Annotated in this window: 18 protein-coding genes and 1 pseudogene; 10 read left to right on the top strand and 9 right to left on the bottom strand. The window is 43.9% G+C overall.

The genetic code is table 11. The features are described from left to right. Nucleotides 1–37: 37 nt before the first annotated feature. Complete coding sequence (locus BLR32_RS16045) at nt 38–2,449, bottom strand: ABC transporter permease (protein WP_089833513.1); 2,412 nt, start codon at nt 2,447–2,449, stop codon at nt 38–40. 263 nt (nt 2,450–2,712) lie between these two features. Here BLR32_RS16045 and BLR32_RS16050 point away from each other — a divergent pair, with 263 nt between their 5' ends. Continuing rightward, a complete protein-coding gene (locus tag BLR32_RS16050) occupies nt 2,713–3,834 on the top strand; it encodes a Gfo/Idh/MocA family protein (RefSeq protein WP_089834182.1) in 1,122 nt (373 codons plus the stop codon). Nucleotides 3,835–4,103: 269 nt separating this feature from the next. Here the strand turns inward: BLR32_RS16050 and BLR32_RS16055 are convergent, their stop codons facing one another. Next, the gene (locus BLR32_RS16055; RefSeq protein ID WP_143011488.1) at nt 4,104–5,036 is read right to left on the bottom strand and encodes a hypothetical protein; all 933 of its coding nucleotides are present in this window, start codon (nt 5,034–5,036) and stop codon (nt 4,104–4,106) included. Nucleotides 5,037–5,443: 407 nt separating this feature from the next. Here BLR32_RS16055 and BLR32_RS16060 point away from each other — a divergent pair, with 407 nt between their 5' ends. Beyond that, nucleotides 5,444–5,989: a hypothetical protein gene (locus tag BLR32_RS16060; protein ID WP_089833517.1), complete on the top strand. Its 546-nt coding sequence runs from the start codon at nt 5,444–5,446 to the stop codon at nt 5,987–5,989. On the opposite strand, the gene BLR32_RS16065 is transcribed toward BLR32_RS16060, so the two are convergent. Beyond that, nucleotides 5,990–6,247, bottom strand: a complete 258-nt coding sequence (locus BLR32_RS16065; protein ID WP_089833519.1) for a DUF4342 domain-containing protein — start codon at nt 6,245–6,247, stop codon at nt 5,990–5,992. Between the two features lie 322 nt (nt 6,248–6,569). Here BLR32_RS16065 and BLR32_RS16070 point away from each other — a divergent pair, with 322 nt between their 5' ends. After that, nucleotides 6,570–7,328, top strand: a complete 759-nt coding sequence (locus tag BLR32_RS16070) for a carbonic anhydrase (RefSeq protein ID WP_218124201.1) — start codon at nt 6,570–6,572, stop codon at nt 7,326–7,328. Between the two features lie 82 nt (nt 7,329–7,410). Here BLR32_RS16070 and BLR32_RS16075 read toward each other — a convergent pair whose 3' ends face one another. Then, on the bottom strand, nt 7,411–9,327 hold the full coding sequence (locus BLR32_RS16075; RefSeq protein WP_089833521.1) for a glycosyl hydrolase family 8: 1,917 nt from the start codon (nt 9,325–9,327) through the stop codon (nt 7,411–7,413). 255 nt (nt 9,328–9,582) lie between these two features. On the opposite strand from BLR32_RS16075, the gene BLR32_RS16080 reads away from it, so the two are divergent. The 3 genes from BLR32_RS16080 to BLR32_RS16090 all read left to right on the top strand — a co-directional run bounded on the left by BLR32_RS16080 (nt 9,583) and on the right by BLR32_RS16090 (nt 12,988). After that, nucleotides 9,583–10,341 carry an MBL fold metallo-hydrolase gene (locus BLR32_RS16080; RefSeq protein ID WP_089834184.1) on the top strand — a complete coding sequence of 253 codons (759 nt, stop codon included), beginning with the start codon at nt 9,583–9,585 and terminating at the stop codon, nt 10,339–10,341. A gap of 149 nt (nt 10,342–10,490) precedes the next feature. After that, nucleotides 10,491–12,017, top strand: coding sequence for an ATP-binding protein (locus BLR32_RS16085; protein WP_089833523.1), 1,527 nt, complete (start codon nt 10,491–10,493; stop codon nt 12,015–12,017). A gap of 185 nt (nt 12,018–12,202) precedes the next feature. Further along, nucleotides 12,203–12,988, top strand: a complete 786-nt coding sequence (locus BLR32_RS16090; RefSeq protein WP_089833525.1) for an alpha/beta fold hydrolase — start codon at nt 12,203–12,205, stop codon at nt 12,986–12,988. A 109-nt stretch (nt 12,989–13,097) separates the two neighbouring features. On the opposite strand, the gene BLR32_RS16095 is transcribed toward BLR32_RS16090, so the two are convergent. The 5 genes from BLR32_RS16095 to BLR32_RS16115 form a co-directional block, all read right to left on the bottom strand. Further along, nucleotides 13,098–13,976: a helix-turn-helix domain-containing protein gene (locus BLR32_RS16095; protein ID WP_089833527.1), complete on the bottom strand. Its 879-nt coding sequence runs from the start codon at nt 13,974–13,976 to the stop codon at nt 13,098–13,100. An 11-nt stretch (nt 13,977–13,987) separates the two neighbouring features. Further along, nucleotides 13,988–14,749, bottom strand: coding sequence for a LytR/AlgR family response regulator transcription factor (locus BLR32_RS16100; RefSeq protein ID WP_089833529.1), 762 nt, complete (start codon nt 14,747–14,749; stop codon nt 13,988–13,990). Next, nucleotides 14,746–15,750, bottom strand: coding sequence for a sensor histidine kinase (locus BLR32_RS16105; RefSeq protein WP_089833531.1), 1,005 nt, complete (start codon nt 15,748–15,750; stop codon nt 14,746–14,748). Before BLR32_RS16105 ends, BLR32_RS16100 begins: the two co-directional genes overlap by 4 nt. 251 nt (nt 15,751–16,001) lie before the next feature. Beyond that, nucleotides 16,002–17,156, bottom strand: a complete 1,155-nt coding sequence (locus BLR32_RS16110; protein WP_089833533.1) for a DUF3095 domain-containing protein — start codon at nt 17,154–17,156, stop codon at nt 16,002–16,004. A gap of 27 nt (nt 17,157–17,183) precedes the next feature. Then, a complete protein-coding gene (locus BLR32_RS16115) occupies nt 17,184–17,894 on the bottom strand; it encodes a hypothetical protein (RefSeq protein WP_143011489.1) in 711 nt (236 codons plus the stop codon). 537 nt (nt 17,895–18,431) lie between these two features. Between BLR32_RS16115 and BLR32_RS16120 the strand changes: the two genes are divergently transcribed. The 4 genes and pseudogenes from BLR32_RS16120 to BLR32_RS16135 all read left to right on the top strand — a co-directional run bounded on the left by BLR32_RS16120 (nt 18,432) and on the right by BLR32_RS16135 (nt 22,621). After that, nucleotides 18,432–18,944 (top strand): RidA family protein, encoded by a 513-nt coding sequence (locus BLR32_RS16120; RefSeq protein ID WP_089833537.1) that lies wholly within the window; start codon nt 18,432–18,434, stop codon nt 18,942–18,944. Between the two features lie 147 nt (nt 18,945–19,091). Next, nucleotides 19,092–19,868: a DUF1444 family protein gene (locus tag BLR32_RS16125; RefSeq protein WP_176842304.1), complete on the top strand. Its 777-nt coding sequence runs from the start codon at nt 19,092–19,094 to the stop codon at nt 19,866–19,868. Between the two features lie 85 nt (nt 19,869–19,953). Further along, nucleotides 19,954–20,343: pseudogene (locus BLR32_RS16130) on the top strand (DMP19 family protein); the annotation flags it as partial. A gap of 94 nt (nt 20,344–20,437) precedes the next feature. Continuing rightward, nucleotides 20,438–22,621, top strand: coding sequence for a beta-1,3-glucanase family protein (locus tag BLR32_RS16135; RefSeq protein ID WP_089833542.1), 2,184 nt, complete (start codon nt 20,438–20,440; stop codon nt 22,619–22,621). Nucleotides 22,622–22,671: the final 50 nt, after the last annotated feature.

Consider the following 22,671-nt stretch of genomic DNA (forward strand, 5'->3'; position numbering starts at 1 on the left):
CGCCTAATTTTACTTTTGAGTCTTCCTCTTTTTATTATCATTCAGATCTTAAGCTCTTTACAGGATTGACCAAAGCCGCTTTAATGGCTTTGAAGCTAATGGTCACCATCGTGATGAGGCCCATCAGGATAATCGATACTGCAAATACTATCCAGTTGATGTTAATACGGTAGGCGAAGTTCTCCAGCCACTTGTTCATGAGCAGCCAGGCCAGCGGTGTGGCTATGACCGCTGCCAGCGCGATCAGCTTCAGGAAATCTGCTGATAGCAGCGCCACAATACCCGATACAGATGCACCCAATACCTTGCGGATACCGATCTCTTTGGTACGTTGTTCCGCAGCATAGGTAATAAGACCAAACACGCCCAGGGAAGCGATCAGGATAGCCAATACAGCAAAGGAGATAAAGATCTTACCGGTACGTTCTTCTGCCTGGTATAACCTGTTAAAGTTATCATCCATGAAGGCATATCTGAAAGGCTGTCCCTGCATAGCTGGCCGTGCATGATACAGCTCACCGATCTTGCTGACGATCTGCTGAATATTCTTTGTATTGATGCGGAATGCCATCGTGCCGGTAAAGTTGCCTAATGTGAGTACAGCCGGTGGTGTTTTAGTGCGTAAAGAGCCTGAATTAAAATCTTTCACTATTCCGATGATCTTCATTTTTTGGTCGCCCCGGTAAAGATATTTGTCAGTGATATCTGTGAATCCAAGCAGGCGCGCGGCTGTTTCATTGATAATAAGCGATGATGAGGTATCAGTAGGCATATCTGCGGAGAAATTCCTACCCTTCGCCATCTGCATGCCAAGGGCGGGAATATAGTCGACGTCTACATACCATTCCGGAATACCTACCACCTGTCCGGGACTTCTCGCGGCATCCTTAGAGTAAATATTCGTGTTCATGTTAATGTCGGTAGGCAATGAATTTGTCATGGTACCTGCCGTAACTCCCGGGATCTTTAATACATCGTCTCTGAATCCTTTAGCATGTATCCAGAGAGCCTGTGTATTTTCTATGACCAGCACCTGTTGCCGGTTATATCCCAGTTTTTTATTGTGGATATAGTTCAGTTGATTGTATATAACCAGCGTGCCTACAATGAGCAGGATAGCAGCTGCAAACTGGAAGATGACCAGGCTGTTCCTGAGCCAGCTGCTTTTAAAACCGGTTGAGAGTTTGCCTTTCAGCACCTTTACCGGTTCAAAAGAGGAAAGGAAGAAGGCAGGGTAACTTCCGGCTAATAGTCCGACTATGACCACTATAATGAGCAATAAAGGCAGTATCCAGGCAAGAGATGCAAAAGTGATGCTGAGCGATTTTCCCGATAGTTCATTCAGGTAAGGTATTAGTAATGAGGTAATAACTATTGCAATGATCATTGCGCAACAGCTGGTGAGGACAGATTCAGCCAGGAACTGTATGATCAGGCTGCTTTTTTGTGAGCCCATCACTTTACGCAGTCCTACTTCTTTGGCCCTTCCGGCGGAGCGGGCAGTAGAAAGATTCATAAAGTTCACACAGGCGATCAGCAGTATGATGATAGCGGTGATGATGAAAATGTAGACGTATTGTATATTGCCTGAAGGTTCTGCTTCATTGGTCAGATCGGAGTAGAGGTGGATCTTTTTGAGCGGAATGGATAGATACCTGAAATGGCCTCCTTTTTTCTCCAGGTCTGAAAGATCGCTTCCTGTCATTTTCCTGAGGTCATTCTCCATGTATTTTTTAGTGGCCTGTTGCAGGTATCCGTCCAGTTGTGCCTGGGTGGTACCGGGACGTAACTGTACATATGTTACGAAATTATCGGCCATCCATTGTGCTTCCCTGCTTATGTCCACCTGTGACATCGCCCTGATGAAATCAAAGTGCAGATGGGATTGTGGCGGTACATCTTTAATCACTCCTGTAATAGTGTATTCGTTGATATTGTCAGTGTGTAAGGTTTTACCAACAACATCCACACTCTTGAAATACTTTCTAGCCATGCTTTCCGAAATAACCATGGAGAAAGGATTGCGCAAGGCAGTGAGCGGATTGCCGGCAATCATATGCAGGCTGAAGATGTCAAAAACGGTGGAATCAGCGAAGCAGACATTGTTCTCCAGCAGGGTTTCTTCTCCCTTTTTCACGAGTATATGTTCCTGTTGCAGAAAGCGGACATATTTTTCAACCTGCGGATAGTCCTGCTGTAGCATAGGTCCGAACAGGGCGGGTGTATTCCTTTCTTTAAATGTGCTGCCGTTCACCAGGAAGTCTGCATTGATACGATAGATACGGTCGGCCTTGCCATTGAAGTACTCATACCTCAACTCATCTGTTACAAATAGCGTGATTAATAAGCAGGTGGCCAGCCCTATGGCTAATCCAAAGATGGTGATGGCTGAAAAGCCTTTATTTCTCCAAAGGTTACGTATGGCAATCTTGTAGTAGTACCGGAACATTGAATGTAATTTAGGTCGGTGGCAATACGAAATATACGATAGTGCCGGTTCCAAGAGAATGCCAATTTGTAATTGTATTGGTAATGAGTTACTTAAAAGGATCTTTTTGATGTAAAGTGTCCGGTTTTGATATAGTGGTGTTCGCTTTTAGCTGGCGGTAAGGTATGAAAATTGCGGCACCACTTTTACATGGACGGGTTGCAGGAGCCCGTTTTTATGAATATCTTACCAGTACGCTCAAATTGTTGTATAAAACCCTTGTTATGAAGAATACCAGAAGACATTTTTTGCAAAACTTTACTGTTTCCGCATTGGCACTGACTGTTTTACCCCGGCTGGGAATGGCTGCTAAACCTGATTTCTATGAAAAGCCTTATGATGGTCCGGTATTACGGGTAGCTATCATGGGCCTGGGAAGTTATGGTTCCAGGGTGGCGGAAGCCATGCAGGCCTGTAAGAAAGCTAAGCTGGTAGGCGTCATCAGTGGTACGCCTTCCAAGATCAAAGACTGGCAGGGGAAATATAATATTCCGGAGAAGAACTGTTACAACTACGAAAACTTTGACAAGATCAAAGACAACCCGGATATTGATGCGGTATATGTGATCACGCCGAATGCGCTGCATCACGACCAGGTGATACGGGTAGCCAAAGCAGGCAAACATGTGATCTGTGAGAAGCCGATGGCCCTGAATGCGAAAGAGGGGCAGGAGATGGTGGATGCGTGTCGTAATGCGAAGGTGAAACTGCTGGTAGGCTACCGTATGCACTTTGAGCCGCATACACTGGAAGTGATCCGTATGCGGAATGCAGGAGAGTTTGGCAAGGTGCTCTTCTTCCAGGGCCTGTGCGGATTTAAGATCGGAGATCCTACACAATGGCGCCTGAACAAGCAACTGGCAGGAGGAGGTTCCCTGATGGATATCGGTATCTATGCGGTAAACGGTGCGCGTTATATGGTGGGAGAGGAGCCTGTATGGGTCACTGCACAGGAGACCAAGACAGATCATGAGAAGTTCAAACCAGGCGTAGATGAAACGATCGAGTTCCAGCTGGGCTTCCCCAGCGGCGCCGTAGCTTCCTGCCTGTCTACCTACAGCATGAATAACCTGGATAAGTTCTTCTTAAACGGAGAGAAAGGTTTTGCAGAGATGCAGCCGTCTACCGGATACGGGCCTATTAAAGGGCGTACGCATAAGGGAGAGCTGAACCAGCCTGTTGTGGTGCATCAGACATTGCAGATGGAGGAGATGTCGGATATTATCCTGAATGGTAAGCAACCTGTAGTGCCTGTGAATGGTGAGGAGGCTGTGAAGGATCTGAAGATCATGGATGGGATTTATCAGGCAGCGAAGACGGGGGGCAGGGTAAATCTGAAGCGCTGATTTTTTTACGCTAAAGGAGCTTCGGTTTCAGCATGGGATGTCGGTCGGCGCCTCTCTGGAATGCTATTCAGTCAGTTTTATTTGCGGCGCTTGCAGTTGTTTATATATGCTGGAGCCGGGAACGTGGTGAAGCAAGAGCACGCAGGAAACTAATTCATAAAGAAGGGGCTGTTTCAAAAATATTGAGCAGCCCCTTTTTCATTCGGGTAGCTGTTGATATCAGCCAGTCATTTAATCGAGCCGGCGTTTCGGCTTGAAAACCAGACTGACTATTTCTTTTTACGGATCTTCAACGCATAGACAGCAGTCGTGCCACTATCACTAACATCCAGATCTTTGGAAGTAACTGTTGCATCCTGGAGGTGAGGAGCTATCCCTTGCAGCATACGCCCTGCGCCTTTATACGTAGCCAGGGCGCCGGGGCTTCCGGCCACCCATGTCGTGTCTGCAAATATAGATGCAGAACTAATACCGCCTGAGGTAACGGTTGCAATACTATCCCTTACTACTTCCAGATTTTTCTGCTCGAGCACTGCTGTTTTTAGTCCAAGTGCATAGGCTGTGATACTAGCAGGCGCTGAAACCTCGTGATCTTTGCTGGCTGCAAACCATGAGGTGCCATAGGGGTAGGAATACACCAGGAGGTTAGCGTCTGACGCAACTTTTGCACCTCCTCCTATTAAAGTGTAGGCATTCTCAATAGTTACAGATGTAGCCGGATGAGACGCCACACTTGAAGTGTTTGAGAAAAGCCACATGTTGCTGGTCAGTTCCTGTTTTGTCATTCCGGTTACTTTCAACCCGATTGCATATCCATACAGTGTATGCACGAAGGTATGCATATGGTCTGTGGACGCTGCATGCCAGGTGGTGTAGTCCAGATCGGGGTACGCCGCCGTTAAAAATGCAGCAGACGTGGAAACTAATGGGGATGCTACAGCGCCTCCGCCAATTAAGGCGTAGCCATCCGGCACTTTAACATCCAATTGAAGGTCAGTGCCCGTGGTGTAACTGGTAACAATTGCTATCTGCACTGTTCCCGACCAGTCGGTTCCGTACTCAATGCTTTTCAATAGCGGACTTGCTGCTTTGCGGGCAGTAGTAACAGGGCTAAGTTTGCTGTCCTGAATAGCTTGCTCTTTTTTACAGGCGGTCATGCAAATGAGCAATGCCGCCCATAAGAGGCTCATTGATTTTGACATAAGGTGCTAGTTTAGTTGATTGGGGAATGAGGGATTAATACATGGATAGGGTAATATTCCCAGTGATTAGAAATTGGTTATCGCTTCCAATTTAATTACTTTCTTTTGGAATAAACAAAACTCTTCTTTATCCTAAATAGTTAAACAGTGTATAAGCCACAACTACACTACATAGGGGTTTCAGCAAGGTAGTGAAACTACTCATGCTATTACTTATTGCGACAATATTTAGATCTCTACTCTTATAGCATTAAATACGACAGGTGGTGTAAAGTGGTTTATTACGCTTAGTAGTACGCTGTCGCTCTTAATGGTTGGGCAGCTGGCTTATCAGGTAAAAAAAGATTGAGGATGCATCAAATTGCTTTTGGCACAATCTCTATGTTTTATTGTGATATATTTGTGGTATGAAAATCGGAAGACAGTTTAACACCCTAACCCTGAAAGAATATCTCTTCTTCATTGATAATCATAAGAAATATACTGATTTCAATACTCTGGGACTTTACAGGTCAATTACAGAGAATAAGAAACTGACGATGGAGGATAAGATCGCAGTAAGGGAGTATGCCCATCAGACGTTTAAAAAGTCATTTGATTTCCTGCAGATAAAAGACCCGCAAACGTATGTAGACGTGTTAACACTAGGGCAGGAGTTGACCAGGATAGAGACGAAGAAGATTTGGGAAGATATTAGAAGATACCAGCAAAAGACCATTACAGAAAAGCGATTTGGGCACAGGAACTTTGGGATTTATTCCAAACATTCCTGTGGCTATGATACCTGTTCTAAAAATGGTTTGATGATAAGACAAGGATCTTACATCTCCGACGGAGAAATTTACTTCGAATCAGATAGAAACAGGTACGCAGCGTGGGATAAATCTGATAGGCGCAGACAGGAACGGAAGAAAGCACAACAGATGATCCGTAAAATGCTGGAGAGTGAGTAATCACTCCTGCTTTGGCGTTTCCTCTTCTCTTTCTACTGTAATCGTACATTCTCCGACCAGCGCAGCTAATGCGCCAACAGCTGCCAGGATGGGGGCTAATATTACGCCTACTACGCCAATAGTTAAGGGGAAAGACATCAGTTCCTTACCTGATTTATCCGTAATAGTGATCTTTCTTACGTTACCTTCTGCAATGAGCTCTTTTACCTTTTTGAGGAGGTTTTCGCCGTGCAGGGAGAAGGATTCTTTAGTTGCCATGGGTTAAGATTATAAGTGATAATTTTGGTACAGGAAGTTACGATATTTTAGATAATATACTAGTGATAGTAACTATATTGAATATAAATAAGAACCTATGAAATTGAATTTAGATATTCCTGCCTTGAAGAAAAAGGCACTTATAGCTAGTGTAATATGCCATGCATCTAAAAGTTAAATTTTCTTTAAGAGGAAATGAAGTTGGCAAAATAATTATATTTGCCGCTGATTGCCTGTTATAAGGTGGCGGCATTGGAATGTGAATAGTTTAACCCACTTGTACACGAGAGCGTCTATTTCGTATTAACATAAAAAAAGAACAGTGAAAAATTTAATCGCCTCTATGATGGTGATACTTTGTGTACAAAGTATTGCCACTGCTCAAACGAGTACCTCAACAAAAAAAGCAACCATTGATTCTGTAAAATGGAAAGCCGACCATTATGTGATAGACAGAGATACCGCCTTTAAAGACCCGCGGCTTGCTATTAAGAAACTGATGGGTGGTAATAAAAGATTCGTTGAAAACAAATCTATCCGTCCACGGCAGGATGCACAAACCATTAAAAAATTAGGGTTTGGCCAAAAGCCTTTTGCAACGATCGTCAGCTGCTCCGATTCCAGAGTTCCTAATGAATTGATCTTTGACCAGGGTCTGGGAGATTTGTTTATTATCAGAACAGCCGGACAAGTATCATCGGCTGCATCTTACGGAAGCATGGAGTATGCGGTGTTGAAATTGTATAGCAGATTAATAGTTGTTTTAGGCCATACAGAATGTGGCGCTGTGGCTGCGGCTGTAGAAAGACCCGAAGATGTACCTGGCCATATTGTTACGTTAATTAATGACATTAAGCCAGCTGTAGCCAAATGTGCCAATATGCCCGGAGATCCTGTTAATAATGCTGTAAGACAGAATGTAATTGACCAGGTAAATGCACTCAGGGACTTAGACCCCATCTTACATAAAAAATATGTAAAAGGAGAGATCCTGATTGTAGGTGCTGTTTATGATATTCATACAGGAAAAGTAGAATTCCTGGATGAGACGATGAAAGATCTTCCTGAGAAAACCAAATAGTACCAGGTATTTAAACGAAGTATTTAATTCATAAGGAAGCCGGCCCAATTAACTGAGCCGGCTTCTTTTTGTTTAGCAATGCTTAGTTTTTGATAACCTTCTTCGTTGTTACAATGCCATTATGGATCAGTTTAACAATATACACTCCGGCAGGCAGATGGCTTGCAGAGAATGATTTGTTATAACTACCTGCAGAAAGATTCTCTCTGAATATAGCAGCTACCTGTTTACCATTGATATCAGATATCACCAGCGCAGTTACACCTGCATCTTTCAATGTAAATGCAACATTGGCATTAGTAGAAAATGGTGTTGGATAGATACTGAACTGGGTAGTGGATGGCTTCTCAGGTACAAGGGCCGCTATTTTCGATGAAGACTGACCGGTTCTCACCTTTATTTCAGTAATACTGTTCCATGCGTTTGCGGTATTACCATGTCCTACGATCCTTACATATTTGGCAGATCTGGCGGTAAATGTGAATGTTTCCAGTGCGGTGGTAGTACCACTGCTACGCAGGCCGGTAGCAGCTGAAGTCCACGCGCTGCCGTCGGTGCTGGTCAGGATGTCAAAGATGGCACTTCTCGTATTGCCGCTGTAGAATGCAATATCAACCCCGGTTACATTAGTAACTGAGCCAAGACAGAGTTGTATGTACTGGCCATCGCCGCTGGCCGACCAACGGGTAGCAAAGTTATTGTCCAGTACATTGGCCGGAACGTTACCGTCATCGCTGCTGGCGCTGGCAGGTTCGCATGCTGGTGGAGGTGGAGTAGTACCTGCCTCTGGTTTCCACCAGTTACCTGAGATGAACAGCTGACATAAGAGACTGTAAGTATCACTGTAGTAGCCGGATTTAGCCGTCTTGAGGAAATTCCAGCCGCTGTTAACGAAAGCCTGGTTGTTGCTGTTCACCACCGCTGCTGCTACAAATGGCGCTACGAATACAGCCTCTGGATCACTACCTGAAACAGTACCATTCAGCTGATAACCATCTTTCACATTCGCAGGATTACCACCGGTCTTACCAATAATCCAGGTAGCGATCTTGTTGGAAATGTTTTGCGCTGTGGTATTGCCATACAGGGCATAGTCCATTACAACGCGTAAAGGCACGCGGCAGGCGTTGTAGTTGTATTCGTTTGTCTGCGGACCTTCATCAATGAAATTTTTCGGTGCTGGCTCCGGAGGATTCTTTACCACGAAGTCAGAAATAAGACCAGTAGAAGGAGAGTAGGTAGCGCTGAACTGATTGTACACTGCATACAGGTTGTTGATGAGGTTCAGCCAGGTAGCATCGCCTGTCTCCTGGTAGAATGCACGCAGATGGCTCAGCATCCAGTCGGAAGGACGTGTATTCAATGCGCTTTTAGCGTCCCAGTCGCCCAGGTTCAGGCGGTTGGTAGAAGTGACATTGGCAGCTTTTAAGCCATTGGTGATCATCTTCTTTGCTTCATTGAGATAATTGATAGTGCCGTTGGAACCCCACTGATAATGCGCCAGGATCAGCGAATAAGCGATATCAATATCACCGTCTGTCGCGGAATCAAAATGCCCCTGGGCGCCGGTGGCATCTGCCACTACCCATCCCATCAGGTTGGTGTTGATACTGCTGTGGAAGGCCCGGGCAGTTTTGTACAATCCGTCGTAAATAGCGTGTGCGTTGGGATCATAACCAGCCATCAATGCGGTGATCACCATGCCATAGCCATGTCCCTCGGAGGTACCTAATGGTACAAAACCTTCGGCATCCCCACTGATCTCACCTCTTACATAATAACCTCCCGGAAGGGATGCAAGATTGTTTTTCAGGTACTTTGATTTCCAGTAATCATAGTAGCCGGCTACACTGGCGTTCATGGCTGCCTGTGTAACGTTGTTTGGTTTGATACAGTTTGGATAGGTGACTGCTTGTGGGAAAGGCTTGTTCTGCGCCTGCACAAGGAGGCTGGTAACACACAAGGTGCTGGTTACCAGTAATGAAGAGAATTTAGTCATATACGGTCAATTTTAAGGGTGCGGTTTTCCTGTTATAGGCTATTTTGAGTCGTGTTTCTATGGTTTATGCAAACGATTGCTAAAGTAAGAATAAGTACAATATAAATAAGCAAATTTATTTAAGTCAGTCGCCCGCAGCCTGCGGTTTTCCTACACTGTTTTTAATTATGAGTAAGGTCTTGTTTTGCTAAGGCATTGATAAAGATTAAATTTATCATCTGAAAGCAAATCTATCATTCATCCAATATTATGACTATGAGAATCGGAATACTATCATTATGCTTTGCCGCTCTTACGGGGAGCGTAAACGCCCAGATCAGCGCGCCAGATACTGTAAAAACTTCAAAGGGGCCGTTGGTGGTACAGCCGGTGGAACATGCCAGCCTGGTGCTCTCTGCAGCCGGTACTGTTATTTATGCCGATCCTGCAGGTAAAACGGAGAAGTTTAAGGGCCTGGCAGCACCGGATATTATTCTCATTACGGATATTCATGGCGACCATTTCGATTCAGCGGCTATTGCCTCTCTGAAGACCAGCAAGACCCGTCTGATCGTTCCACAGGCAGTGGCAGACAAATTACCGGCGTCTTATAAACCAATGGTAACGGTGTTAAAGAACTTTGGGGTGACTACTCAGAATGGTATTACTATTAATGCTATCCCCATGTACAACCTGCCGGAAACACCTGATTCCAAACATCCAAAGGGAAGAGGGAATGGATATATAGTGACCGTTGGCGGCGCCCGTATCTATATCTCCGGTGATACGCAGGGTATTCCGGAAATGCGCTCGCTCAGGAATATCAATGTAGCTTTCGTTTGTATGAATCTGCCTTATACCATGGATGTGCCGGAAGCGGCAGATGCTGTACTGGCGTTTAAGCCCAGGATCGTTTATCCGTATCATTACCGCGGTGCTAAAGGCTTAAGCGATGTGAATGCCTTTAAAGAGAAGGTAAATGCGGGAAATAAGAATATAGAGGTACGTCTGCGTAACTGGTATCCTAAGCAGTAATTAATGCAATTCATCGCTAAAATTGATATTGACAGCTTTTTCTGTCAATAGGCCGGTGCAAATTGGATTATAAGAACCGATTAGCTGTTCTGCTGAACAGCAGTGTGTAATGAGTTCTTTGTCATAGATTTTATTTTATCTTTGATTTTATGAGAAAGTATCCAATAGGCTTACAGGATTTTGTGAAAATAAGAAAGGAGGGCTTTTTATATATTGATAAAACTCAATCAATTCATAAATTGATTGACTCCGGGAATTATTATTTTCTAAGCAGACCGAGACGTTTTGGTAAATCCCTATTGTTGTCTACCATTAAGGAGATTTTTAGTGGCAATAAGGATTTATTTGAAGGTCTGTGGATCCATGATAAATGGAATTGGGAACAAAAGCACCCAGTGATACATCTCAGATTTAGCCAAATTGACTATAAAGAACTTGGGTTAACCGAGGCTATTAGTCGTGAACTCGATTTTTTAGCTAAAGAATTTAATCTTACGCTAACTCAAGATAGCCTTGCACTGAAATTCAGGGAATTAATCCGGGAAGTAGCGAAGATTGGCCGGGTTGTGATCCTGATTGATGAATATGATAAGCCCATTACAGATTACCTGGAGAATTTAAAAAAGGTAGAAGAGAACAGGTCAGTATTTAAAAGTTTTTATTCTGTATTAAAGGATGCTGATGAATATATTCGTTTGTTATTACTCTCAGGGGTAAGCCGATTTTCTAAAGTCAGCATATTCTCTGATCTGAATAACCTTTATGATATTACGCTTAATCCGCATTATGCCACATTGGTGGGAATTACTCAGCAAGAGCTTGAGTCAGGTTTTAAAGAAGAGATAATTGCTCTTCAGGAAAGCCAGGCTGATATTTTACAGAAATTAAAGGAATGGTATAACGGATATTCATGGGATGGCAACAGTAGAGTATATAATCCATTTTCTATACTCAATTTTATGGGGTCTGGGCGGATTCAAAATTTTTGGTTTCAAACGGGCACACCAACATGGTTAGTGAATCTGATGAAGCATAACCGGGAGTTTGAACTTGAAAATATACGGATTGGAGAAAATGCTTTAAGTAGTTTCAACGTGGAGCATTTAACTTCAGTACCGGTTTTGTTCCAGACAGGTTATCTGACAATTAGAAATTATGATGAAGAAGCGAGATTATATGAGCTTGGTTATCCAAATAGAGAGGTAGAAGAAAGTTTGACGGATGCCTTGCTAAGTGCGTATCGAAATGTATTCCCTGGAAACGATTCAATGGCAGTTACGTATGATTTAAGTAAGGCATTGAAAAATAATAATATGCCTCAAATGATCAAAGCGCTGGATATAATTATTTCCACTATTCCTTATGATCATTGGAAAGCTGAAAGCGAATCGATCTTTCACATCATAGTACATCTATCCTTTAAGCGCCTGGGACTTGATGTACGTAGCGAGGTACATAGTTCTACCGGTCGATGCGATGTGTTAGTATTCACCGATCAATATATTTTTGCTATAGAGTTGAAATTAAATGGTTCCGCGCAGGTCGCTCTTGATCAGATCTTTGAGAGGGGGTATTTGCGTCCTTATCAATTAGATGCTAGAAGGAGAATAGCCATTGGTATTAATTTCTCATCTGAGAAACGATCTGTTGAAGAATTTTTGGTTAAAGAAGCGTGATTTATAGGTTTTAGCCAAAGTGATTATATAGAGCCGGCAGCATATGCCGGCTTTTTTATGCCCCTGGAAAAATATCCATTAGGTTGGGAAATACTGTCATTCTCTACGGTGTTGTTTTGAACCATCTTTGTATCACAAAACGAAACAAACACAAACACAAAACAAAACACAAAAATATACGCACAATGAAAACGACATCAACTTCAAAATGGCAATTAAAGAGTGTTTTATTCACAGCTTTTGTACTGCTTCTGAGCCTCTTTTCCGTATCCTCTTTTGCACAGAAAAAGACCGCTAGAAATATTGTACTTGTTCATGGTGCTTTCGTAGATGGTTCCGGCTGGAAGAAAGTATATGATATACTGTCGAAGAAGGGATATAATGTAACTATAGTTCAGTATCCGCTTACTTCACTGGCAGATGATGTGGCAGCTACCAAACGTATACTGGACAGGCAGGATGGTCCCACTGTACTGGTAGGTCATTCCTGGGGTGGTACTATCATCACTGAAGCAGGTACACATCCAAACGTAGCTTCTCTGGTATATGTGGCCGCTTTCCAGCCTGACAAAGGTGAGAATACGCTTCAATGGGCTACATCATTGCCTGGCGCTCCTGAAGCCGGTATACTGCCTCCGGATGAAAAAGGATTTCTCTACTATGACTTAGCGAAATTCCATGCTGGTTTCGCCGCAGATCTGAGCAAAGCAGAATCAGACTTTATGGCAGCATCACAGGCGCCCATCTTTGGTGCAAGTTTTACTACACCTGTAGCTGATGCTGCATGGAAAACAAAACCTGCCTACGCCATTGTAGCTACTGAAGATAAGGCCATCGTTCCGGACATTCAACGTAATATGTACAAACGTGCTGGTGATAAAGTAACGGAAGTAAAAGGTAGTCACGCAGTGTTTATATCACGCCCTGAAGAAGTTGCAAAGGTGATCATAGCTGCCGCTGAAGGTAAATAGTTTTGGAAGAACAGACCGAGGGTTAACTATAGAGTGGATAACAAACAAAACAGGGCCGTAAATGGCCCTGTTCCTTTTTATGAAGTTAGTTCCTGTTTATTTTATAAAGTTAGTTCCAGGCTTTTTTCAGAGAATTCCGGTAAGCCTGCGGAGATGTATTGATAGCGTTCTTAAAATATCTGCTGAAATGATATTCATCTTTAAAACCAAGATCATAGGCGATCTCTTTAATAGGTTTGGAGGTCAGGTAGAGATCCCGTTTGGCTTCTACAATGATCCTTTCCGTGATCATATCAGTAGGTGTTCTCCCATAGTACTCTCTGACAATTCTTCCCAGGTTTTTAACGGTCATATGCAACAGATCAGCATACTCACCGGCACTATGTTTCTCCCGGAAGTATTTATCAATATAGGCTTTAAATTGCAGCAATGCATCCGATTCACCTGTTTGCTCTGTAGGTGCTGGCTTAACGGTGTCCTGCGATACCTTTATCCGGGTAACGTTGATCAGCAGGATCTTCAGGTAAGAGATCAGCAGGTCATGCTGTGCCAGCCCTGCTACCTGCAGTTCATTTTCCACCTGCGTGATCAGCAGCCGGATCATAGACGTCTCTTCGGGAGGAATATTGACCAGTGGCGTCTGACTGATGTTGTTAAAGAGAATACCATCACAGGCTACTTCCTTATGATGTTTGATAACACAGAAGAAGTCATGATGGAAATTCAGCATCACACCTTTTACATGTTCTCCAGTGACCATAAAAGGCTGGAAAGGGGCAAAGAACAGCATTGTTCCTGCAGCGATATTATACTCAGTGAAATCTGCCTTCAGGAGCCCTTCTCCTTCGTAAATCCATATAATGGAAAAGTAGCCTACGCGTTGTAGTTCCTTAAAAGGGGAGTTATCCTCAAAATGGATCATTCTGAACCCCATACTGCCGTCAACAGGGTTCTTAATCTCAAAAGCTGGTGTCGTTGTTGTTGCCATATGTAGTAAGCTTACCTGTTCTCTAACCAGGACAGGAATATCTGTACTTTTTCCTTATTGACCAATAATTTTTCAGGACTCGGAATGACCAGGTTAACGAGCATCTTCCGCGCAAAATAGTGTTCCACGTCTTTTATCGCCTTAAAATTAACCAGGTATTGCCTGTTCAGCCGGAAGAACTGCTCCGGCGATAACATAGCATGGATCTGGTCGAGCGACTGATTGATCATATATTCCTCCTGTTCAAAGGTCTTGATAACAGTTGCCTCATGTTTGATGTAAAAGAAGGCGATGGCATCTGTAGAGATGTTGACGTATTTGTTATTCCTGAACACCAGGAAGTTCTTCTTGCCGGCAGGTGGTGCTACTTTTGCCAGCAGGTCATTCAGCTGTGGAAGTGTATGTTGCTGGAAGAAGTTCTTCAGCTCATCCACTTTTTTGAAAGCATTGACAATATCATCTTTGGAGAATGGCTTCAATACATAATCAACGCCATTCGCTTTAAATGCATCCAGTGTATAGTCTTCAAACGCAGTACAGAAAACTACCGGGCATGAAATCTTCACTGCTTTAAAGATATTAAAACAGAGTCCGTCTGAAAGCTGGATATCCATAAAGATCAAATCCGGCTGTTCATTTTCAGAAAGATACTTAATGCTCGATGAGACACTTTGCAGCTTTGATAATATCTGCGCCTCCGGCCTGATTTTCGTTATCATGGTGGCCAGGGAAGCTGCTGCTTTGATCTCGTCTTCAATAATGAGTATATTCATTGGATCACTGGAAGTTTTACTTTAAATATGTTATCGTCTGATTCAATCATAATTTCCTTTTCCAGGAGATGATTATATCTTTCACTGATATTATTCAATCCTACCTTCATCGAAGTGCCCGGGTCCATTTTAAGCTGCACGTCATTCTCCACAATAATAAAATCTTTTTCAGAATAAAGTCTTATCTCCAACGGCTGCTCCAGCGATACAATGTTATGTTTGATACAATTCTCAATCAGCAGCTGCAACGTGAATGGAGGGATCATCGACTGAAGATAAGCAGGATCAATGTTATTGGTCAGATGAATACCATCTTCAAACCGTGCCTTCAGCAGGAACATATAAGCGTTTACGATATTCAGTTCTTCTGAGAGATGGATCAGGTCCAGTTTACGGCTTTCTAATGTGAAGCGGTAAAATTCAGACAGCTTTAATACGAAATCGACAGACTGTTTATCGTCGGTCTCTATCATTGTTTTCAGTGTATTGAGGCTGTTGAACAGGAAATGCGGATTGATCTGTTGTTTGAGCAGTTCATATTGTGCGCCGAGATTGTCTGATTTGGAGCGTTCCAGTTCTATGCTTACCTGCTGATTCTGGTAGTTCTGATACAGCAGATGCAGTATCATATAAAATCCAAGATTGATCATGATACCTCTTACTTCCACCATCAGCATTACAGGGCCAAAGTTCAGGTGTGAAAGTAACCACTGCTGGCAATAGGCTAGTAACAACATGATGCCTATCCCGAATAAAAGACTGGTGAACATCCGGGAGAGAGATATTCCCCGGTTGATATCTCGCCTGCTATAGGTGGGCAGCGTATAGATATTGTAATACCAAACAATGACAGAAAAGGAGAATGTTATCCCGGAATTGACAAGCGCTTCCGGTAAATTAAATGGCCGCTCCGCAATCTTAGGAACGGAGGCAATAAGTCCGAGGAACAGTGAGCTGCACCAGATGATCCAGGGAGATACTTTGAATGTTTTCTTATTCATCACACATTATGCTTTATAGAAATTCCGGGCCATTGGGCCAAAGATATAGTTTAATTTTTTCCGTCTGCTTATAAATTGTAGGCCCATTGATGTATTCAATCTTGTTTCTGTTGACATTTTTATCGTTGATAGCAGGGTAGGGCCGTCCTCCAAAGCTATAACAGTGTTAATAGCGGGAACAGGATGGATTGGGTTAACCGGACAGATTAAGGGGCGAAGTGGACGTTTCTGTCCGTCAAAAAAAGGTGGATTTATACCTTTCTGCATTTCAGTTTCAGCACTCCGGCAGCATGGGTATAACCGCCTCCGGCGCCATCCACAAAGTGAATGTGGTCGTCTTTCATATCGCGGACGTAGCAGGACATGACAGATTCTTTGCTCACATAGAAGGCATAGAAGATCTCTCCGGCCTGTTCCAGTCTGTTAAGTCTTTCTTCGAGGAGCAGTCGTTGTTGTGTGGTGCCTGTAATGACGGTATTAATTTTACCGTCTATGACAAGTGTATCAGACATTTCCACCAGCCGTGTAAGGTAGGTCCTGCCGGTTTTGGTCTGGAAATAGAGATAACCAAGTGAGGTGGTGATCCAGGCTTGTAAGAGTGAAAAGAGCTTCATGCTGCCAAACCTGGCGCGTATTTCAGATCCCAGTTTGGTAAAGGAGGCTTTGAGCCGGAGTTTTGATATAGAGATAGGCTGCCTTTTCTCAGGGGCGCCATAGATGTCATCGATATGGGCAATGACTTTCTGAAAGGCCTCGGACTGCTTTAGGACCTTGGTCGAAAGGACAATCAGGCTGACTACTTCATAGTGATTTTCCGGAGGTTTGATCTTGTCCCAGCGGCATTGCATACCACTCAGGTCTAATTCATTCCCGCCGGGCGTCTGACCCGGGAGGAGGTAGTCGTCTCCTTTGATGAGTTTCTCCGCATAACTGAGACCGTTGCCTAACAGGATGGGAATAGTAAGATTGCCGGAGCTGGTGAATTTACTGATCCGCAGTTCATGGCCGCGGGCGTAGATATCCCTGACGTCTACCAGGCCTGTCCGGAGTTCAATATTGAAGTTTTGCCTGGTATTATTCCTGTACAATAAAAGCGCTCCCATAGCGGCGTCTTTCACGGCAGGAGGGACTATAAAAGAAGCACCGTCCCCTCCGAAGAAGAAAGGGACGGTGATATTTGCTTTAAAACAGATGTTTAGTACTGCAACGATGCTCCCGGTGGCAATCAGGTTGACGGTTTCGTGCAATCCTTTTTGTACGACGGCCGTAGACCCTTTAATATCTGTTACAATAACGTGCCAGTTCTCAGGAACGGGATAGAATAAATGTTCTTCCGTCAGCAGCTCGCTGAGTGGAATACGATTGACTGGTAACCTGGAGTAGAACAGATCATTACTTGCTGACATAGTCCTTTTACGCCCTTTTTAAGGGGATTAAAAATGTAGTCTGAATTCGATATTCAGCGCCGGACCAGACTTATCGTCTTTTACTTTACTGTTGGGGATCTCACTGCCGTTTGAATGAAGCGTTGTTGTCTGCTGCAGGGACGACACGAGGATCTGTGCACCAAAGCTTGCCTTTTCCGGTATCACTTCAAAGAAGGGACCGATACCTGCCAGCTGGCAGAAAGCATGCCCTTTTATTTTGACATATTGTTCCGGCTGGCCTGGCAGAGACGTCATCGATTTCACGCTGATGGGTCCCCAGGTTGCACCTACTATTGGCGCCAGGAAGAATGTTTTTGAAAGCGGGATCATGTATTGTACGATCGGGCCTACCAGCATGCTGATACCACGGGTATAGATACCCTTGCTCTTTTTATCAGAAATGCTGATCCCTGCGGTGAGGCTCACCCCAACGGACAGCTTGTCGATAATGTGATATCCCCCTTTGGCGGATAGCTGAGCGGCCGTACCGATATATTGCCCCATAGGTGCTACAGATCCGCTGAGACCGAGACCACCGCCGATCCAGTAATCGCCTTTCCTGATCTTTAGAGAGTAGGCTTTTCCTTTGGATGGAGCTTTGGTAGCGTCAAGCGTTTGCGCAGAACAGGTGATAAATGGCGTCAGAGCAATTATCAGAGGTAGGAGGACAAAAAGCAACACGGCTTTTGCAGGCATTAGTCGTTGTTTGTTTTTCATGAAGGAAATTTGTTTGGTTGTAAAAATGTGAGACATATACCATTCCTTGTCATCAGAGGAAGTGCTGTCGGTAAGCAGTTGTATGTTTTCGCTTCATAGCATATCATTCACGTATATCTTGATATTTGTTAATGTGAATAAAGTGGTGTTTGAACCGGAAAAGGGACGTGAAAGCGTATATTTCACATGAACTTGAGTATTTGGTTGATAACTGATGGCCTGGGGCTTATTTTTGATTTAACTCCTTTTGCTACAGTGCTGTAAGCAAATGTAATAACTTCTAGGGAAAAGTAAAATCTTTTGAGTATAGATATTGAGAAAATCGGTTGCAGGGATTACGGCAACCGATCTGCCGGGTAATATTACTGAGGCGGTAAAAGTACTTTAGATACATGGGCAGAATATCCATCCAGAAGCGTCAAAATACCATTTTACCGGTTCCTGCGTTATCCTACTTTTGTGATGTTGAACAGGGGCTCATAATATAAGCAGCCCTCTTATTATCATTAAGTTAAATTAACCTTAATCTGCCAACACATGAAAGTATTAATGTTATTCATATCGATGCTGATAAGCGCTACGGTATTTGCACAAACACCCGAAGAAAAACTGCTGCAATTAAAGATCACATTACCGGAAGTACCGCCTGCCATTGGCAGTTATGTGGATGTACGAAGAGTCGGTAATCTGCTCTATTTATCGGGCAAAGGCCCCCGTAATGCCAACGGAGAATATACTACCGGCAAGCTGGGACAGGAACTCAGTGTGCAACAGGGCTATGACGCGGCAAAGCTAACTGCTATCAATCAGTTGGCAGTATTGAGAAAAGAACTGGGCAGCCTGAATAAAGTGAAGCAGATAGTGAAAGTAAATGGTTATGTGAATTGTACCGCTGCCTTTTCCGATCAGCCTAAAGTGATCAATGGTTTTTCTGATCTGATGATCCAGGTGTTTGGAGAACCGGGTAAGCATGCACGTACAGCTCTGGGCACCAATGCGCTACCCATGAATATGGCCGTAGAGGTGGAGATGATTGTGGAGGTAGAGTAGGGGCGTCCCCGAAAGGTAACAGCGTTTTAAACTTTTTAGCATTATCTTTCGCTCTTTATAAATACTCCCTATACAATTACTATGCGTACAGTCGTACTGTTACTATCGGTCATGTTATTGACTCAGTGCACTCCCAACAAGGGAATAATGTCACAACAAGAGTTTGCAAATGAATGTATTGATGCATTCAGAAAAAAGTATCCTGATGTTTCGTTTACGCTGGAGTCGGATTTCAGCATCAGCGGTAAAAAAGGTGACTTGGGTATGAAGTTCAACCTGGACAACATTTACGTGGCTTATGAGGCACAACCTGGTTCCCTGAAGACTATTATTGGCAACTATTTAACTATTGCTGAACGGGGTTTTACGGGAAAAAAAGGCGCTTTCCTAGCCAGTATTATACCTGTCATAAAGCCTGTTGAATACCTGGATGGCATAAGAGAGGCGACTAAGTCGGATTCGGTTGGAATCATCAATGAAAAATATAATGATCAGCTGATCGTTGTCTATGGACAGGATTCAGAGGCCAGCATTGAATATCTGAACGTTAAAGCATTTAAGGAGCTGAACATTTCAATGGATAGTTTGCATCATATCGCTATGGACAATTTGAAAAGAGTAGTGGTAAGTCTCAACTGGGAGAGCGTAGACGGAATTCATTTGATTAAAACAATAGGCGGTTATGAATCCAGCCTTATTCTGTTCCCGGGATTATGGACAAAAGACGACACCATATCTGTTGAAGGAGACTGGGTGATCGCTATTCCTACCGGTAATGTACTCGTGGCAACAGGAAGCAAGAACAAAGAAGCACTGGCAAAAGTTAAAGAGGTGATCACAAAATCTTATAAGGAAAGTAATTACCGGATCTCCGATAAGCTGTTTAAGTGGAATGGGGATAAGTTTGAGTTGTTCAGGAATTGATATAGGCTGATTTTATTCTTCGAAATAATAACGTAATGACGGCAGGCGCTTTTACTTTTCATACTATTTCAGCCAACTTAACCGCGGACAAAAAATATTCTACTGCGTGCTGCTGTTTAACGGAGAAACTGACAACGGTGGCGTATATCAGTTCTTCTTTAACCGTCCGGAGTTCAGCTTCGCAGTGCTGGAAAGCTTCAGGGAATTACAACTGGAATCACTTGCCGGGGATTATGCTGCCTGTCTGGATGAGTTGATGAATACAACTGATAGCTATAACAACAGGAAGCGTACATTCAATGATGAAGGCAATAGTTGGGAACAAAGATGGGAAGCTTTCCGCGAAGGATATGGTGAAATGAAGTCTGCAGCTAAGATAGAGGCTTACTTTTATGATGATGGTTTCAAAATGGCGTTGTATAAAACAACGGTAGAGTATATTGATAAAAATATATCATTGTTTGTGAAGCAATAAGATGGGCTTTATGAGTACAGTGTTATACAAAAGGCAACTTACCGGATAAATTAAGTTAAATTTGTATAACACTGTTAATCAAAACCCATAATCTATGAAAACCAGATCTTTCTTTTCCCTCATCGGGACGTTATGTCTACGCACCGTCCTCCTGCTGACATTAACATTTGCAACTGCGGACGCAGTGCAGGCTCAGGCCACAGTACCCTTCACATTACAAAACAACTCATCGTACGCCGATGGGAATATTTATGTCGCCGTTGTCGGAATTATCAACGGCAATCATGTATGGATCAATCCGAAAACCGGTACCGTCAATCTGATGAGCGTGTCCAACAACACAGTACCCGGACCGGTTATCAACGGTAATCAGGGGCCGGGAAACAACGGGTTATATGCCAATTGTTTCGCTAAGCTCAGTGAGATTCCTAACAAGATCATCAACATTCCCGGTATTGAAGGATGCCGTATTTTGATCTCCTTCAACTCACAGCTGTATCTCTACTTCTTTGGTGCTTCCGGCGCACCGAGTGGTTATGCAGCGCCAAACCTGGCTAATCCGACAGACCCTAACCAGGGAATCCGGTATGAGACAATTGAACTGACCAATGCCTCCAATGGTCTTTGGGTAAACACTACCCGTGTTGACGGGTATCAATACCCAATGGGCCTTGAAGCCTGGGGCAATGGTGGCTTCTATCAGAAAGTCGGCGAAGTAATGACACACGCGCAGATCCTTGCACAATGGCAGGCTACAGCACCATCTGAATTTGCAGGCTGCTATGATGCTACGAATGGCATCATCAAGTTCCCGTCAAAAACAACCGCCTTCCAGCCTGGCGGCGCACAGGGAAATTACTTCGGATCTTATGTTGATGCTATCTGGTCCAGGTACAGCGGTGGTAACCTGGTCTTCAATGCAGGCGATGCCGGTACCTGGAGTGGAAGGGTATCTGGAGACGTATTCACCTTCACGAGAACTTCCGATGGAAAGGTGGGCACTATTGCCCGTAAACCTACCAACATTGAAGTGATGGAAGGTAGCGGCGTAATGGCTTCCGGCGGCGAATTTGACAAGGTAGTGCAGGCGCAGATCTGTGCAGCTATCAACCGTCATGCTATCAACCTGAACCTGGCTACCGGTGCTACGCAGGACTTTGCCACTGCATCAGGCTATTATCAGACTTCTCCCTACAACTGGTATTGCAAATTCTGGCACCGCAGCGATATCAGTTTAAACAGTCTGACTTACGCCTTCTGCTATGATGATGTATTCAATCATTCATCAACAGTCAATGCACCTTCACCACAGCGCGTAACTATTGCTATTGGTGGTTATGCAGGTCAGACGCCAACGGGTCCGGTTGTTACTTACAGGGACTGTAACTACACAGGTACTGCAGTAGCGCTCAATCCCGGATCGTATACACTCAGTCAGCTGATTGCACTGGGTATCCCGAATGATGCTATTTCCTCTATCAAAGTAGCTGCAGGGTATAAAGTGACCTTCTACCAGGATGACAATTTTACCGGCTCAACACTGGTGCTGACAGGAGATGATGAATGCCTGGTAGACAATGGATGGAATGATGTAGCATCTTCTGTAAAAGTAGAATCCAATACTACTTCTACTTCAACTGTTATACAGGCTGAGAGTTACAACTATATGGCCGGTGTAGATGTAGAAGCAACAACTGATGCAGGTGGCGGACAGAACGTGGGTTGGATAGATGCAGGCGACTGGATGTCTTATGCCGTGAATATCCCGTCAACAGGTACTTACAGAGTGAGCTATCGCGTAGCCAGCCCTAATTCCAATATGTCCCTGCGACTGGAAAAAGATGCAGGCGCTACACAACTGGGCACCGTTGTGATACCTAACACCGGCGGCTGGCAGACATGGACAGATGTTTCACATACCGTATCATTGCCAGCAGGAAGCTACAATATCGGTATCGCTACAACAACCGGTGGTTTCAACCTTAATTATCTGACCATTACCAATGTTTCTTCTGGAAGAGTAGCCATGCAGCAGAAGCTGGCAGTAGATGAAACTACACTTACACTGTCGCCTAACCCTGTGAAGGATCAGCTTTCTATCCGTGGTAATGACAAAGTGAGCACCCTGCGTATCTATGATATCAGCGGACGCGAAGTAATGAGGGTGAAAAATCCTGGTAGCACGATCAGTGTTTCATCGCTGAACACCGGTGTGCATATTGTTGTGATGGAGCGTAAAGATGGTACGCAGAAACAGGTGAAGATATTGAAGCAGTAAGTCTTTGAACGAAGTACGTTTTAACCGGCTATCATTGTAACGTGTCGGAT

Source organism: Chitinophaga filiformis, from assembly GCF_900102545.1.
Taxonomy (GTDB): Bacteria; Bacteroidota; Bacteroidia; order Chitinophagales; family Chitinophagaceae; genus Chitinophaga; species Chitinophaga filiformis.